This window comes from Planctomyces sp. SH-PL14, assembly GCF_001610835.1.
Classification (GTDB): Bacteria; Planctomycetota; Planctomycetia; order Planctomycetales; family Planctomycetaceae; genus Planctomyces_A.
Genome location: NZ_CP011270.1, coordinates 1,789,593 through 1,805,723 on the forward strand (window position 1 = coordinate 1,789,593; position 16,131 = coordinate 1,805,723).

General features: G+C 66.2%; 9 protein-coding genes. 3 read left to right on the forward strand and 6 right to left on the reverse strand.

Annotation, left to right across the window (positions count from 1 at the left end; all coding sequences use genetic code 11):
• Positions 1-90: 90 nt before the first annotated feature.
• Positions 91-2,397, forward strand: coding sequence for an ABC transporter permease (locus VT03_RS07015; RefSeq protein ID WP_075092337.1), 2,307 nt, complete (start codon positions 91-93; stop codon positions 2,395-2,397).
• A 112-nt stretch (positions 2,398-2,509) separates the two neighbouring features.
• Here VT03_RS07015 and VT03_RS07020 read toward each other — a convergent pair whose 3' ends face one another.
• Positions 2,510-3,541, reverse strand: a complete 1,032-nt coding sequence (locus VT03_RS07020; RefSeq protein WP_075092338.1) for an aldo/keto reductase — start codon at positions 3,539-3,541, stop codon at positions 2,510-2,512.
• 639 nt (positions 3,542-4,180) lie between these two features.
• Between VT03_RS07020 and VT03_RS07025 the strand changes: the two genes are divergently transcribed.
• The gene (locus VT03_RS07025) at positions 4,181-5,842 is read left to right on the forward strand and encodes an alginate export family protein (RefSeq protein WP_075092339.1); all 1,662 of its coding nucleotides are present in this window, start codon (positions 4,181-4,183) and stop codon (positions 5,840-5,842) included.
• A 290-nt stretch (positions 5,843-6,132) separates the two neighbouring features.
• Here the strand turns inward: VT03_RS07025 and VT03_RS07030 are convergent, their stop codons facing one another.
• From VT03_RS07030 to VT03_RS07050, 5 genes are all read right to left on the reverse strand, one after another.
• Complete coding sequence (locus VT03_RS07030) at positions 6,133-7,536, reverse strand: DUF1501 domain-containing protein (RefSeq protein ID WP_075092340.1); 1,404 nt, start codon at positions 7,534-7,536, stop codon at positions 6,133-6,135.
• Positions 7,537-7,576: 40 nt separating this feature from the next.
• Positions 7,577-10,105, reverse strand: coding sequence for a PSD1 and planctomycete cytochrome C domain-containing protein (locus VT03_RS07035; RefSeq protein ID WP_082846008.1), 2,529 nt, complete (start codon positions 10,103-10,105; stop codon positions 7,577-7,579).
• Entirely contained in the window at positions 10,102-10,761 is a 660-nt protein-coding gene (locus tag VT03_RS07040) for a FadR/GntR family transcriptional regulator (protein WP_197489228.1), read from the reverse strand. Before VT03_RS07040 ends, VT03_RS07035 begins: the two co-directional genes overlap by 4 nt.
• A gap of 495 nt (positions 10,762-11,256) precedes the next feature.
• A complete protein-coding gene (locus tag VT03_RS07045) occupies positions 11,257-11,919 on the reverse strand; it encodes a response regulator transcription factor (RefSeq protein WP_075092342.1) in 663 nt (220 codons plus the stop codon).
• Entirely contained in the window at positions 11,873-13,411 is a 1,539-nt protein-coding gene (locus VT03_RS07050) for an ATP-binding protein (protein WP_075092343.1), read from the reverse strand. Before VT03_RS07050 ends, VT03_RS07045 begins: the two co-directional genes overlap by 47 nt.
• 503 nt (positions 13,412-13,914) lie before the next feature.
• Here VT03_RS07050 and VT03_RS07055 point away from each other — a divergent pair.
• A complete protein-coding gene (locus tag VT03_RS07055) occupies positions 13,915-16,125 on the forward strand; it encodes a PSD1 and planctomycete cytochrome C domain-containing protein (RefSeq protein WP_197489229.1) in 2,211 nt (736 codons plus the stop codon).
• Positions 16,126-16,131: the final 6 nt, after the last annotated feature.

Consider the following 16,131-nt stretch of genomic DNA (forward strand, 5'->3'; position numbering starts at 1 on the left):
CACGAACCTGTTCGCGCCGGCCCCCCCCCAGCCCGAGCCAGTCCCCCTGGCTCTTGCCCCATCCGACTTCCCATCGACGACGGAAACGTCATGCCCCCCACCGACGAGCTGATCCGCGTCGAGAACATCACCAAGACTTACCATCTCGGTGAGGTCGATGTCCCCGTCCTGAAAGGGGTCTCGTTCACGATCCGCCGCGGCGAGATGGTGGCCCTGATGGGGGCCTCGGGCTCGGGGAAGAGCACGCTGATGAACATCCTGGGCTGCCTCGACCGGCCCACCTCCGGACGGTACAGCCTCGACGGCCAGGAGATCAGCAACCTCTCCTCCGACCAGCGGGCCCTCGTCCGGACGGCGAAGCTCGGCTTCGTGTTCCAGAGTTTCAACCTCCTCCCGCGGACGACCGCGGTCAACAACGTCGTCATGCCGCTCGACTACTCCTCGACCGCTCCCTCGCCTGGCGAAGCGGACCATCGGGCGGTCGAGATCCTGACGCGGGTCGGCCTGGGGGAGCGGCTGGATCACGTCCCGTCACAGATGTCCGGGGGGCAACAGCAGCGGGTCGCCATCGCCCGCTCGCTGATCAACCGTCCTGCTCTCCTCCTGGGAGACGAACCGACCGGGAACCTCGACTCGAAGACGAGCGTCGAGATCCTGCAGATGTTCCAGCAGCTCAACGAGACCGGACTGACGGTCATCCTCGTCACCCACGACCCCAAGGTTGCCAGCTACGTCCACCGCGTCATCCGGGTCGTCGACGGACTGATCGAAGAAGACACGGCCGGCGGCCGGGCTCACGTTTCGCCCTACGCCGGAATCGCCGCAACGTCGCCCTCACAGAACGGCACCTCCGCGGCGCCCGACTCCGATCCGGAGCTTCCCGCCACGGAGTCCGACGGCGGCGGCGTGGCGGTAGCCGCTCCTCCCAAGGTTCGCGTCTCAACGACGGCTGTGGCCGCCACTCCGACGGTGAAGACCGCCGCGGCCCCGGCACCAGCTCCGAGTCATAAGTGGAGCCTGGCGGCGGCCCTGATCCCGTCTCCGCTGCGGACGGCGGTCAACGCCCTCCGCCGGAACAAGATGCGGTCCGCGCTGACGACGCTGGGGATCATCATCGGCGTCGGCGCGGTGATCGCGATGGTCGAGATCAGCCAGGGCTCCCGCAACGCCCTGATGAAGACCATGACCTCCATGGGGGCCAACAACCTCTCCGTCCGCTCGAGCGACGCCCGCAGCGGCGGGATCAGCATGGGCTCGGGGAGCAGCAAGACCCTCACGCCGGACGACGCGGTCGAGATCGGCCGGCAGTGCCCCTCCGTCTCCGCCGTGGCCCCCACGGTCCGGACGCGGGCGCAGGTCATCCGCGGCGGAAAGAACTGGGTCCCCGACCAGCTCATCGGAACGGCGCCGGGGTATCTCGTGGTCCGGGACTGGAGCCAGCTCGACGACGGGACGATGTTCACCGAACGGGATGTCGCCGGATCGGCCCGCGTCTGCGTCATCGGCCAGACCGTCGCCCGCGAGCTGTTCGGTCGCGAGTCGCCGGTCGGCCAGGACCTCCGCGTCAAGAATGTCACGCTCAAGGTCGTGGGGGTCCTGAGCGCTAAGGGGGCCAACATGATCGGCATGGACCAGGACGACGTCCTGATGGCCCCGTGGACGACGGTGAAGTACCGGATCTCCGGGGACACCGGCAACGCGACGACGGTCGCCGCCCCCGCGGCTTCGGGAACGACGACCACCAACAGCCTGAGCAACCTCTACCCGACGGCCAAGCCGCTCTACCCGGAGCAGTCTGCCGCGCAGCAGATGAACACCCCCAAGCCGGTCAAGTTCGTCAACATCGACCAGATCGACGTCAAGGCGGCCTCAGCTGAATCGATCCCCAAAGCGATCTCGGAGATCGAGGCCCTGTTGCGGGAACGGCACAACATCCGCGAGGAAGACGAGTCCGACTTCTACATCCGCGATATGAGCGAGTTCCAGAAGGCCCTCGGCTCGACGTCGGAGCTGATGGGAGGACTCCTCATGATTGTGGCCATGATCTCGCTCGCCGTCGGCGGCGTGGGGATCATGAACATCATGCTCGTCTCGGTGACCGAGCGGACCCGCGAGATCGGGCTGCGGATGGCGGTGGGCGCCCGGGGCTTCCACATCCTGCGGCAGTTCCTGATCGAGTCGATCGTCCTCTGTCTCTTTGGCGGAATCGTCGGGATCATGCTGGGGCGGATCGCGTCGACGATCGTGTGGTACTTCCTCCGCTGGCCGATCGAACCATCGCTGTTCGCAATCATCGGGGCCTGCGCAGTGTCGGCCGCGGTCGGGATCGGCTTCGGCTTCTACCCCGCCTGGAAAGCCTCGCGCCTCGACCCGATCGAAGCGCTCCGGTACGAGTAGGGCCCTGACCGGAATTGCTCCTATCTGTATGCATCTGTGGCTGAGTTTTTTGCCACAGATGCACACAGATCAACACAGATAGGAGAAGGGCCTGTGACGGAGTCGTGGAACGTCACACCGGAAACGGATTTCGTTCCTTGAATCCCGCCTGATGCCAGTACGGATAAGCGAGGGGGGCGGCGCTCGCCTCGTCCAGGGTCTTGACCTGTTCCGGCGTGAGCGTCCAGCCGACCGCGCCGAGGTTCTGCCGGAGCTGCTCCTCGTTACGGGCGCCGATCACGAGCGTCGAGACGCTCGGCCGCGTCAGGAGCCAGTTGAGGGCGATCTGCGGAACCGTCTTCCCCGTCTCCTTGGCCACGGCGTCGAGCGCGTCGACGACGCGGTACAGATAGTCGTCCGCGATCTGCGGACCGACATCGACCGCCAGCTTGCTCTGCAGCCGGCTGTCCTTCGGCAATGGCTGGCCGCGGCGGATCTTCCCGGTGAGGCGGCCCCAGCCGAGCGGGCTCCAGACGACCGCCCCGACCTTCTGGTCGAGGGCCAGCGGCATCAGCTCCGACTCGTAGTCGCGGCCGACGAGCGAGTAGTACGCCTGGTGGGCCACGTACCGCGTCAGGCCGTAGCGGTCGGCGACGGCGAGCGACTTCATCAGATGCCAGCCGGAGAAGTTCGAGCAGCCGATGTAGCGGATCTTTCCGGCCTTCACGAGACCGTCGAGGGTCGCGAGCGCCTCCTCGACGGGAGTCGTCGCGTCGAACCCGTGGAGCTGGAACAGGTCGATGTAGTCGGTCCCGAGCCGCTTAAGAGCCGCGTCGACGCTCTTGAGAAGGTGATGCCGCGATGAACCGACGTCGTTAGGGCCGTCTCCCAGGCGGAAGGTCGCCTTCGTCGAGATCAGGACCTTGTCGCGGCGGCCCTTGATTGCCTGGCCAAGGATCTCCTCCGCGACCCCTTTCGAGTAGACGTCGGCCGAGTCGAACATGTTGAGGCCGGCGTCGAGGCAGATGTCGATGAGCCGCGACGCTTCGGCGACGTCACTCGTCCCCCACGCCTTGAACAGCTCCGTCGTCCCGCCGAAGGTTCCGGTGCCGAGACTCAACACGGGGACCTTGAACCCCGATCCTCCAAGCTGTCGGTACTCCATCGCAACACTCCCGTAAAACATCGAAGAACAAACGGACCGATCATTGGAACAGACCCCGGCGGGTCCCGAAAGTCACTGTCCCGCTGGTTCGAACTGCGTCCTTGCCGGCACAGTTATGCCACGTCAAACCCATCGTGCGACGGCAGCCGGGGGTCAAGGGGGGCAACCCCCTTGCCGCCGGAGGCCCTTCAATGAGGAACCGTTGTAAACAACGGACGTCCCCTTTGTGGGAACAGCGTTGAGCACTCCCTCTACCCACACCGCTTGCTTTCCAATCCCTGCGGGTTGGTGAGGGGGCATACGACACGTTGCCCGCGTTTGAGCACGTACTCCTTCAGATATCTCTCGACGACCAGGCCTCCGGCGGGCAAAGGGGCGTTGCCCCTCTGCACTCCCCACCAGGGTGCCCCTGGACCCGGTGGGACAGTGACGTCGGGTTACGCGTCGGCCCGTCCCCGATTACCGTCAAACTTTGCGGATTATGACGGTGGCGGAACCCGCCCTACCGAACAATGCCCGCCTCCCACTCCCTTCGAAACCGTCTCCTCTCCTCCATGTTCCGATGAAGAGTTTGTCACGCGCCCACACGGACGAACTGTTCAATCACGCTCCCCACCCGGGGGATCACGGAGGATCGACGTGTCTCGGTCATCGTTTTCGCTGCTGGTTCTTGCCGGAGCCCTCGGCCTCGGAGTCGAAAGCTTCGCCGATGAGCTGATCGCGCCTCCCCCCTCCGAGTTCGCCACGGACGAATTCACGCCGGCCGCCTCCCCGATCACCGGGGAATCGCTCTCCGCGGACGAGATCTTCACCGCCGACCCCGCGGCCGCTCCGGCAGACGCCGCCGTTCCTCCCGTCTCGGCCGACATCCCCGCCCCGGTGCCCCCCAAGCCCAAGCCTCCGGCTCCGAAGAAGAAGACGCCTCCCGTCTTCCCCGGCCCCAAGACCCTGCCCCCCACTGGCCCCTACAAGGTGCTCTTCTTCGAGAACGACTTCTCGTACAAGAAGGACCCCAACCACGAGCACGTCTTCGGCGAAGAAGCGAAGCTCATGCCCTTCGAGCTCTTCGACGTCGACATGGTCCTCTCGACCGGGGGCGAACTCCGGCATCGGTTCATCGACCAGTCGAACCGGCTCCAGCCGGGGGGCCCGGACCACACCGACTACAACCAGTGGCGGTGGCGTCACTACATCGACCTGAAGGCCGGCGACCGCCTGCGGTTCTACGTGGAAGGGCTCCACGCCGACACTTTCGGCGAGGACCTCCCCGAGCAGCCGATCGACGTCAACCGCTGGGACATCCAGAACGCCTTCGTCGACTACCTGCTGTTCAAGACGGATACCGGAACGCACACTCTCCGGTACGGCCGCCAGGAGCTTCTCTTCGGCCGGCAGCGGCTCGTCTCGCCTCTCGACTGGGCCAACGTCCGCCGCAACTTCGAAGGCTTCCGGTACCTGGTCAAGGAGCAGGACTGGAAGATGGACCTGTTCTGCGTGAACCCGGTCAACAGCGCGACCGGTTACCAGTCGATTGCCCTCCAGGATGACCGGTTCGACCACGCCAACCACAACGTCTTCTTCAGCGGGGCGTACTTCACCTACACGGCGATCGAGAACGCCAACCTCGACCTTTACTACCTGTGGCTGCAGGACAAGATCCCCTCCGCGACGCGGGCGGACGGCGAGCGGCACACGGTCGGGTCGCGGTACTCGTGGCTCGTGCCGGTCGAGCAGCAGCGGGTGTGGGACTTCGATGTCGAAGCGGCGTACCAGTTCGGCAACGACAACGCCCAGAGTGTCCAGGCGGGCTTCGCGACGATGATCGCCGGCCACACCTGGAAGGCGGCTCCGTGGTCGCCGCGGCTGAGCGGTCTGTTCTATTACGGCTCGGGGGACGTGCAGCCGGGCGATGGAACGACGAACACGTTCAGTGTTCTCTTCCCGCTGAACCACGCCTACTGGGCGCTGAGCGACAACCTGTCGGGACAGAACCTCTACGATTACTGCCTGCAGGTCGACGTGAAGCCGACGAAGAAGACGGCGATCACGGTCGCGCACCACTTCTTCGAGCTCGCCTCGAACGGGGACCGGGCTTACAACGTGGCCGGGAACGCGGTCGGCACGCCGGGAAATGGAACGTCGATGGGGAATGCGCTGGACCTGTACGGGTACTACGCGTTCAACCCGAACTTCGACATTCAGGCTGGATACTCGTGGTTCTGGTTCGGCAACTTCATCGATCGCACGACCCCGCGAGGCGACTGCCGTCAGTTCTATGTGCAGACGAGCATTCGTTACTAAGCCTTACCGGGTCCAGGGGCACCCTGGTCAGGGGATGCAAGGGGGAGAATCCCCCTTGCCCGCCGGAGGCCCTCTCGTCGGGAGATGTCTGAAGGAGTGAGTGTCCAAGCGCGGTCACCGTGCCGTATGCCCCGTCACCAACCCGCGGGGATTCCAAAGCGGACGTCCGTTGTTTACCAAGGTTCCTCACAGGAGTGCCTCCGGCGGCAAGGGGGCGTGGCCCCCTTGACCCCAGCGGCCGTCGCACGATGGGTTTGACGTGGCATCGCCGTGCCGGCGAGGACACGGTTTTACGCCAGGATTTCCTTCACGACTGAGCCGTGAACGTCGGTCAGCCGGAAGTCCCGCCCCAAATGACTCCACGTCAGCCGCGTGTGGTCGAGACCAAGCTGGTGCAACATCGTCGCATGCAGGTCATGGATATGGACCTTGCCCGCAACGACCCGATACCCCATCTCGTCCGTCTCGCCATACGTCAGCCCCCCCTTCACCCCCCCGCCCGCCATCCAGGCACAAAAGCTCTCCGGCTGATGCTCCCGGCCATGCTTTTCGATCGGCGCCGTGCCGCTCAGGTCCTGGCTCCACGGAGTCCGCCCGAACTCCCCGGACCACACCACAAGCGTCTCATCCAGGAGCCCGCGCTGCTTCAGGTCCGTGAGCAGCGCCGCCACCGGCTGATCGGTCTGGCGACACAGGTTCGGCAGAGCCCCGCGGATGTCGCCGTGATGGTCCCAGCCCCCCATCGTGACCTGAACAAAGCGGACCCCCGCTTCGCTCAGCTTCCGGGCCAGCAGGCAAGCCCGGCCGTGACGCTCCGTCTCCTTAGTCCCGATGCCGTAAAGGGACAGCGTGGCAGCCGACTCCCGTGAGAGATCGACAAGCGCCGGCGTCGTGGTCTGCATCCGGAACGCGAGTTCCATCGACTCGATCATCCCCTCCATCGCGGCGTCCTGCTCCAACCGGCCGACAAGACGGCGGTTCATCTTCTGCATCAGAGCGATCCGCTCCCGCTGAACGTCGGCATTCGGCGAAAGGTCCCTCAGGTTCTCGATCGGGGAAGTCTTGTCGTCCAGCGGAGCGACCAGGCGTGTTCCCTGGTGCGCCGCCGGCAGCCAAGCCGAACCGTAGTAGCGGACGTCGGCGTGCGGATTGATGGTGATGAAGCTCGGCAGGTTCCGGTTCTCGGTCCCCAGGCCGTAGCTGATCCAGGAGCCCATCGAGGGCCGCACATCGTTGAGGGCCCCGGTGTGGAGCTGAAGCTCCGCCGGCATGTGCTGCGGATTGTCCGCGTTCATCCCCCGCAGCAGACAGATGTCGTCCGCCACACTCGCCAGGTGCGGCATGAGGTCCGAGATCAGCATCCCCGACTCGCCGCGGGGCCGGATCGGGACGGAGGTCCCGAGCGCCAGGAACTTGTCGGTCCCGACCTGCAGCACGTTCTTGGCCAGCGGCGACTCGATCGTCTGCCCGTGCTTCCGCTGGATGAACTCCTTGGAGTCAAAGAGATCCATCTGCGACGGCCCCCCCTGAATGAACAGGAAGATGACCCGCTTGGCCCGGACGATCTGGTGGGCCGCCCGCGTGGCGAGCGGACTTTCGGCGGCCTGGGCCAAGTCGCGAAGCGCGAGAGCCCCGAACCCACATGCGGAACCGGCGAGCCATTGGCGACGGGAGAGAGTCAGCGGAGAGCGCATCGGAAGAATCCTTCGCCGGGGACCGGCGCGTCGAGAGCAATCAGAGCCGGTGGAGGAACTCGTTCGAGGAGAGGACGGCATGGCAAAGCTCAGTCCAGGCAGCGAGCTCGGCGTCCGGTCGGTCCTTCAGCAGCGGAGTCAGCGTGGTCAGGAACGCCGCGGCGTCCTCCGCCTCGGCGGGCGTGATCGGACGGTTGAGAACCCGCAGCCAGAGCTCGCGAAGACGCAGCTCGGTGCCCGTGGCCTCCGAAGTCAGCCGCTTCGCCAGGGCCGCCGCCCGTTTGCGGACGAGGTCGCTGTTGAGGAGGAACAGAGCCTGCGTCGCCACCACGGTCTGGGACCGCTGCCCCGCCATCTGGGCGGGCTGCGTGAAGTCGAACACATCGCGGAACTTGCCCGGTCCCTCCTGCGCTACACGGATCACCGGCAGGTAAACGGTCCGTTCGAATTCCTGCGACGGCCGGAACTTTCGCAGCGCGAAGGCGGGCGGATTCACCGCCTGCGGCTCCAGCGAATTGCTGTTCTCCGGATATTCGAGCGGCAACCCTGGCCCTCCGGCACTGGCGAGGAGCTCGCCGCTCACCGCCAGGAGCGAATCCCGCAGCGCCTCGGCGTCGAGCCGCTGCCGGTTCATCCGCCAGTAGAGCCGGTTCTCGGGATCGACCTCCGCCGCGCGATGATCGGGACCGCTCCCCATGCGGTAGGCGCGGCTCAGCGTCAGCTCGCGGAGGAGCTGCTTCTGCGACCAGCCGCCGCGCATGAAACGCGTCGCCAGATGATCGAGCAGTTCCGGATGCGAGGGACGCTCGCCCCGCGTTCCGAAGTAGTCGACGGACCGCACGATTCCCACCCCGAACAGCTTCTGCCAGGTGCGATTGACCGTGACCCGTGCCGTCAGCGGATGCCGCTCGTCGGCGAGCCAGTCCGCCAGCTCTCGCCGGCCGCTCTGCCCCGCAGGGATCGAAGGAGATTCACTCCAGGCCGCCACGCGCATCACGCCGCGGGGAACCGTCGCCCCCGGCGCGTACGGATTGCCGCGGATGTAAATGGGCATGTCCCCGACCTGCGCCGCATCCTGCACGCCGAACGCCTTGGGAACCGTGGGAGCAAAGAACGTGGCATGCGTGATCCGCCCCGGGTACCCCCGCAGCCGGCCGGCAATCTCGTCCCGCTTGCGGGTCAGGCCATCCTTGTCCGCTTCGGGCTGCTTGAGCTGCTCCTCGATCGCCGCCTGCTCCTTCTCCAGCTCCGCCCGTTCGGCCTGCAGGCGGTCCATTGCCGCCTGGTGCTCGGCGGTCCGCCGCTCGCGGTCCGCCGTCTGCTCCGGCGTCTCGGGCAGCTCGACGACCTGGATCCCGCTCCAGATGCCGTTCGGAATCCGGCAGGTCGAGACCGTACTTCGCAACATCCCGGCGATGCCGTAGTAGTCCTGAACGCCGATCGGATCGAACTTGTGATCATGGCAGCGGACGCAACCGAGCGTCATCCCCATGAAGGTTTGCCCGATTTTGTTGACCTGCTGGTCAATGTGATCGGTTTCCATCTTGAGCTTGTCGGGATTCACGATCTCGACGTCGCCGAGGACGAGGAAACCGGTCGCCACAAGGTTGGCCGCCCGCTCGGCGGGGGAGTCGTAGGGAAGCAGGTCCCCGGCGATCTGTTCCCGAAGGAAGCGATCGAACGGCTTGTCGGCGTTGAAGGCGTCGATGAGGTAGTCGCGATACCGCCATGCATGCTCCGCGAAGACGCTGTTCGACGTTCCAACCTGATCGGCGTACCCCGTCAGGTCGAGCCAGTGCCGGGCCCACCGCTCCCCGAAGGCACGCGAGCCGAGCAGGCGATCCACGACGACTTCATATGCCCGCGGGGATTCGTCACCCAGGAACCGCTCGATCTCCTCCGGAGACGGCGGCAGCCCCGTCAGGTCCAGGCTGACGCGTCGCAGCCACGTGGCGCGGTCGGCGTCCTCAACTGGCTTCAGGTCCGCGGCATCGAGCTTCGCCAGCAGGAACCGGTCCAGCGGATCGAGCGGCCACGTTGCGTCACGCACCTCGGGGGGAGCGGGATCGGCGACCGGCTGGAACGCCCAGTGCCGGCGTCCCTCTTCAATGTCGATCGTCCGCTCCGGCTTCGCCCCGCTCCCTTCACGGGGATCGAAGGCGCCGGCGGCGATCCAGGCTTCAAAGTCCCGAATGATCGCCTCGGAGAGTTTTCCCTTCGGAGGCATCTCGACGTCGTCATATCGGAGGGCTTTGACCAGCAGGCTCTCCGCCGCGTTTCCGGGGATCACCGCCGCCCCGCTGTCGCCCCCTTTCCGCAGCCCTTCCCGGTGGTCGACCCGCAGGCCCCCCTGAACGATCTTGGAGTCCGCGGCGTGGCACTCGTAGCAGTGCTCCACGAGAACCGGGCGGATCTTGGTCTCAAAGAACGCCTGTTGCGCGGCCGGGTCCGCCGGCGGGGCAGTCGTTGCCGAAGCGTCTGTTGGCGGGGTCTCGGCACGAATCACGGTTCCGAACAGGCCGAGGGCGGTTATCGCCACGCCGAAGAGTTTGACTTGCCATCGTCTCATGACGCCGCCCCCTCGCTGGCGAGGCGTTCCAGAACCGCCTGCATGTGCTGCCGCATCGCCCGCTCGGCGGCGTCCGGATCGTGCTCGCGGACTCCCTTCAGGATCGCCCGGTGCAGCCGGCGGCCGAGCTGGTTGTCGGCGGGCGAGGGAGTGGTGCGGGCCATCTGCGTCAGCATGAACTCGTAGGTGACTTCCATCAGATTCCGCATCAGCGGATTGCCGGCGATCTCGATGAGCCGGCGATGGAACCGGAAGTCAATTTCCAGTGCCTCGGCGTAGGAGAGGGTGTCGTCGTCCAGCCGTTTCAGGTCTGCGGCGAGTTCGGCGATCTCCTCTTCGGTCGCCCGTTCGGCGGCCTGCCGCGCGGCTTGGACCTCGATGGCCGACCGCAGTTCGACGTAGGACCGGAGTTCCTGGGGGGAGATCGCGACAGCCGACTGCAGGAGCCGGACGCAGTTGGCGAGGCTGGTGCCGTCGCCAACGAACGTTCCCCGCCCGCGTTGGATTTGGACGAGTCCTACGCTCTGGAGCCGGGCCAGGGCTTCGCGGAGGACGGGGCGGCTGACCTGAAGCTGATCGACGAGTTCGTGTTCGCCGGGGAGGCGTTCGCCGGCCTGGAGGCCGCGTTCTTTGATGACTCGTGTGATTCGATCCACGACGAGATCGACGGTTGACGGCCGTCGGATCGCCTCGAGTTGCATTGGGATGCCCTCCCGAACGGCCCATAGATGACAGATGTCAGACATGTTGGCCGAGGAGCGGTCGGATGGCAAGCGCGCGCAAACCTCGTCCTTGCCGGCACGGCGATGCTACCTCAAACCCAACGTGCCACGGCAGGCTGGGGTCAAGGGGGCCACGCCCCCTTGCCGCCGGAGGCATTCCTGTGAGGAACCGTGGTGAGCGACGGACGTCCCCTTTAGGGAACCAGCTATGAGGACTCCCTCACCACACACCGCTCGCCCTGCAATCCCCGCGGGTTGGTGAGGGGGCATACGACACGGCGTCCGCGCTTGGACACAAACTCCTTCAGACATCTCTCGACGAGACGGCCTCCGGCGGGCAAAGGGGCGTTGCCCCTCTGCACTCCCCACCAGGGGTACCCCCTGGACCCGGTCGGGGCTTGCTCTGAGATCGCGAGTGTTCGTACCCACTCAGCGGAGCGGCCACTCCTGCTCGACCGTCCGCAACTCCGCCAGCACCCGATGCGTAATCGTCACTTCCAAAAGCTCAGCGACCGACCGCACCCCCAACCGCTGCATCAGCCGCTGCCGACGCAACTCCACAGCCCGCAGCGTAATCAGAAGCCGCGCCGCCATGACCTTGTTCGGAACCCCCTCCAGAATCATCTGCAGCGTCTCACGATCCGTCGGACTCAACTGCTGCACAATCCGATCCAGCGAGTTGTACCGGTCATCACTCTCCCGCCACGACCGATCGACAATCAACGCCTTCTGAACACGATCCGCCAGCGTCACCTTGTCGAACGGCTTCTCCAGGAACTCAATCGCCCCGGTCTTCATCGCCGCCACAGCCGTCGTCACGTCCGCATGAGCCGTGATAAAGATCACCGGCAACCGCTTCCCCTCGTGGACAAGGTCCGCATACATCTCCAGGCCGTTCTGCCCCGGCATCCGGATGTCGAGCAAAAGACACCCCGCCCGCGGCTCCGTGTAGGAGGCGCGGAACTCCTCCGCCGACGCGAACCCTTCGCAAAAATGGCCGAGGGCTCGCAACAGCGTCAGAAGGGAATCGCGGAGGTCTCCGTCGTCATCGACAACAAAGACGGTCGGAGTGGTCGTTACCGGAGTCAACATGCGCCACGGGAAGGGTGAAAGTCAGACGCGCCCCGCGCGGTTCGATATTCCGCGCGGTCAGTCCGCCATGATGGGTTTCCAAAATGGTGCGGCAGATCGAAAGTCCCAGCCCCATGCCATCCGCCTTCGTGGAGTGGAACGGCTGGAACTCCGCCTGCAGCACGGAGAGGGGCAGGCCCGCTCCAGTATCTTCGACTTCAACAGCGACAGTGTCATCGAGACAACGCGTCCGAAGGCTCAACCGCCGCTCCTCGGCCGGAACGCCTGACATCGCCTGCGTCGCGTTGCGAACAAGGTTCACCAGCACCTGCTGGATCTGGATCGAATCGACAAGAACAAGACGGTCCTCCGCCGGATCCAGCTGCAGGTCCACCCGCACGCCGTTCTCCCGGAGGTCTGATTCACACAGGGCTACCACCTCGCGGACGAGCCCCTGGATCGATTCCGGCCCGCGAGGAGCCGACCGGGACCGGACGAAGTTCCGCATCCGGCTCACGATCCGACCGGCGCGGATCGCTGCGTCGCGGAGCCGCCCGGAGATGCTCTGGATCTCCTCCGGGACAACTCTCGGTTTGGACGTCAGCACGCTCAGCGCCTCGGCGTAGTTCGTAATCGCGCCGAGCGGCTGGTTGATCTCGTGGGCGATGCCGGTCGCCAGCTGCCCCAGGCTCGTCACGCGGGCGGCATGAGCCAACTGCTCCTGGAGCTCGCGCGTCCGGGTCTGGGCCTCTTCCTTCTCCTCATGCTCCCGTTCCAGCGAGGCGTTCGCCTCGGACAGCTCCCGCGTCCGCTCGTCGACCCGGATCTCGAGCGCGTCCCGCGCCTCGCGGAGCTCCTGTTCACTCTTGGCAAGTCGAAGCACCTGATCGCGGATGAGCCGCGAAGCCGGCGCCAGTACGAGCCCATAAAGCCCGGTCATCAGTCCGATCGCCGAAGCGGTCACGATCCCCGCCAGGATCCGCAACTGGTGCCCCCGGGCACGGGCCTCCTCCTGGAACATCCGGACGATTTCGTCCATGACGCTCAGGTACGCCTTTTCATGCCGCAGCATGTCCGGCACCAGCGCGTCCGCCGCGCGGGGATCGGCCAGAATCCGTTCGACGCATTCGGTCATGCCGACCACGTCGGAGTCGAGCTTGGCGAAGGCCGCCCGAATCGCCGGGGTCGAGGTTCCGGGGAGGTCCAGTTCCGAGTCCCCTTCCTGCAGGCCGCGATGGACCCGCGTCCAGTCGGTCAGCGAGCCCCGCAGTTCCTGGCTCCACGTTGCGGCGTCCTGGGGAGCCCGGGCCACCGCCAGGCTCCCTTTCGTGAGCCGCTGGCTCAGCATCCGCTGCCGTCCGGCAAGGTTGATGACGGGGGCGTAAAGGTTGAGATGAATCAGCAGCGGCTGCAGCACCGCCTGGTCGACCAGCAGCAAGCCCGCCACCACGACCAGGACGGTGACATACCGTCGGCCAAAACTCTGGATCAGGGCTTCAGAGCGTTCCGGCATTCCCATCGAGCGTCGAGGGGGAAGGGGCTGGGCGGCCGGGGAAGTCGTCGGTCGCGAGGAACCACTTGGAAAATGACGTACCATACTCGATGAATCACCAGGAAATGCCCCCCGCCCGCTTAGCCAGTAGGCAAAATGCTCAGGGCGGGAACACGGTTCTTTTCCATGTGCCCGCGTGCTGATGCCGGGATTCAAGGCACGGCTGCCGGGGGAATCCGCAGCAAACCCCAACCGGTACGCGACTTAGGTCCACGCCCTGTTCGGTTAACCGAACAGGGCCTCCGTCGTGCGTCGTTGGGTTTGTGCATCATCGTCCCCACACGGGCCTCCGGAAAAAATTCCGCGGAGCCTCGCGGGGGTGCGAATCTTTTCCAGAAGACGGATCGGAATCGTCCTACACATCGCCAGCTTCGGATACGATCAGCGGGTCGTAATGTGGACATCAACCTGCTCGCGTTGGTCAAAGCATGGGACGTCTTCTTCGCGCCCTCGCGGCGTGCGTCTTGGCAATTGGCACCCTTCCCGGACAGGCGGCCGCCGATCCGGTCGACTATCTCCGCGACATCAAGCCGCTCCTCCGCAGCCGCTGCGTGACCTGCCACGGTGCGATCACCCAGGAGGCGGGCCTGCGGGTCGACGCCGCGAAGCTGATCCTCAAGGGGAGTGACGAGGGCCCGGTCGCGCTCGCAGGGAAGAGTCGCGAAAGCAGCCTCATCGCCCGCATCAGTTCGACCGATCCCGACGAACGGATGCCCCCTAAGGGAGCCCCTCTGACGCCGGCCGAGATCGCCACACTCGCGGCGTGGATCGACAGCGGAGCGCCGGCTCCGGCCGACGAGCCGATGACCCCCTCGCCCAGAGAACACTGGTCGTTCCAGCCGCTCCGTCCGGTCCCCGTCCCCGCAGTCCGCGACGCGAGCTGGTCCCGCAACCCGATCGACCGGTTCGTCCTCTCGAAGCTGGAATCCCGAGGATGGACGCCGAACCCCGACGCACCGCCAGCCGCGCTGATGCGGCGGGCCTACCTTGACCTGCACGGCCTGCCGCCCACCCCCGCGGAGCAGAAGGAGTTCCTCGCCACGGCAGACACGGACGCATACGACCGCCTCGTCACGACACTGCTCTCGCAGCCCGCATTCGGCGAGCGTTACGCGCGGCACTGGCTCGATGTCGTCCGCTACGCCGACTCCAACGGCTACGAACGGGACGCCGCCAAGCCGGACGTCTGGCGCTACCGCGACTACGTGATCCGCGCGATGAACGAGGACCTCCCGTTCGACCGCTTCCTCCTCGAGCAGGTCGCGGGGGACGAGCTCGCCGACGCCGACTTCGACTCGATCGTCGCCACCGGCTTTCACCGCCTCGGTCCCTGGGACGACGAACCAGCCGATCCGACGGCGGACCGCTTCGATCAGCTCGACGACATCGTCAACACGACGAGCCAGTCGTTCCTGGCCCTCACGATGGGGTGCGCCCGCTGCCACGACCACAAGTTCGACCCGCTCACCCAGCGGGACTACTACAGCCTCGTCTCGATCTTCAATCCCCTGGCCCGCCCGCAGAACGGCCGCACGGAGCTGACGCTTCCCGCCATGCTCCCCGGAGCGCGGCGACAGCTCACGGACGACCAGAAGAAGGCAGCCCCGCAGGGATACTTCTTCGAGGAGAAGGGGACGCCGCCGAAGACCCACATCCTCCTCCGCGGCAGCCCCGGCAACCCTGGCGACGAAGTCGCCCCCGCGATGCCGGCGATCCTGCTCGCCAGGTCGGTCGACTTCCTCTCACCCGGCGAGCATTCGAGCCGCCGCCGCCTGACCCTGGCGGAGTGGCTCGTCGAACGCGAGAACCCGCTCACCGCGCGGGTCATCGTGAACCGCGTCTGGCAGTGGCACTTCGGCGAGGGACTCGTCCGGACCTCCAACGACTTCGGCCTCAACGGCGAACGGCCGACGCATCCGGAACTGCTCGACTACCTCGCCGGGTGGTTCGTCCACGAGGCGGACTGGTCGCTCAAGAAGCTCCACCACCTGATCATGACGAGCCGCACCTACCAGCAGAGCCGCGCCGTCCGGACCGAGTACGAGGCAGCCGATCCCGAGAACCGGCTCCTGTGGCGGCGGTCGCTCCAGCGGCTGGAAGTCGAGCCGATCCGCGACAGCATCCTCGCCGTGAGCGGCCAGCTCGACCGGACGCTCTTCGGACAGCCGATGTACCCGCTCATCCCCCGGGAAGCCCTCGAAAGCCACGCCGACAAAACGTCGATCTGGCCCGCCTACAACGAGCGGGCCGCCGCCCGGCGGACGGTCTACGCCTTTACGAAGCGGTCGCTGCTCGTGCCGCTTCTGGAGGTCCTCGACCTGTGCGACACGACGCGGTCCTCCCCGCGGCGGAACGTCACGACCGTCCCGACGCAGGCGCTGACACTGTTCAACAGCGACTTCGTCCTCCAGCAGGCGCGGCACCTGGCCGACCGCCTTCAGGCCGAGGCGGGAGACGATCTCGATCGGCAGATCGACCTCGCCTGGCAACTGGCCCTCGCCCGGGCTCCTCGCGACGAGGAACGGCAGGCGATGCGGGCCTTCGTTGCCGATGAAATCCAGACCCTCCGCGCGGAACGGGGCGCCACCGCCACGGAGGCCGAGGTCCGTCAGGCCGCCCGCGTCCAGCTCTGCCGCGTCCTGTTCAACCTGAACGAGTTCGTCTACCCCGAGTGAGGCGAC

Bases quoted from the DNA above. Each gene is read 5' to 3' on its own strand.
- VT03_RS07020 (WP_075092338.1), bottom strand. From the start codon at position 3,541: ATGGAGTACCGACAGCTTGGAGGATCGGGGTTCAAGGTCCCCGTGTTG.
- VT03_RS07045 (WP_075092342.1), bottom strand. From the start codon at position 11,919: ATGTTGACTCCGGTAACGACCACTCCGACCGTCTTTGTTGTCGATGAC.
- VT03_RS07030 (WP_075092340.1), bottom strand. From the start codon at position 7,536: ATGCGCTCTCCGCTGACTCTCTCCCGTCGCCAATGGCTCGCCGGTTCC.
- VT03_RS07015 (WP_075092337.1), top strand. From the start codon at position 91: ATGCCCCCCACCGACGAGCTGATCCGCGTCGAGAACATCACCAAGACT.
- VT03_RS07035 (WP_082846008.1), bottom strand. From the start codon at position 10,105: ATGAGACGATGGCAAGTCAAACTCTTCGGCGTGGCGATAACCGCCCTC.
- VT03_RS07050 (WP_075092343.1), bottom strand. From the start codon at position 13,411: ATGCCGGAACGCTCTGAAGCCCTGATCCAGAGTTTTGGCCGACGGTAT.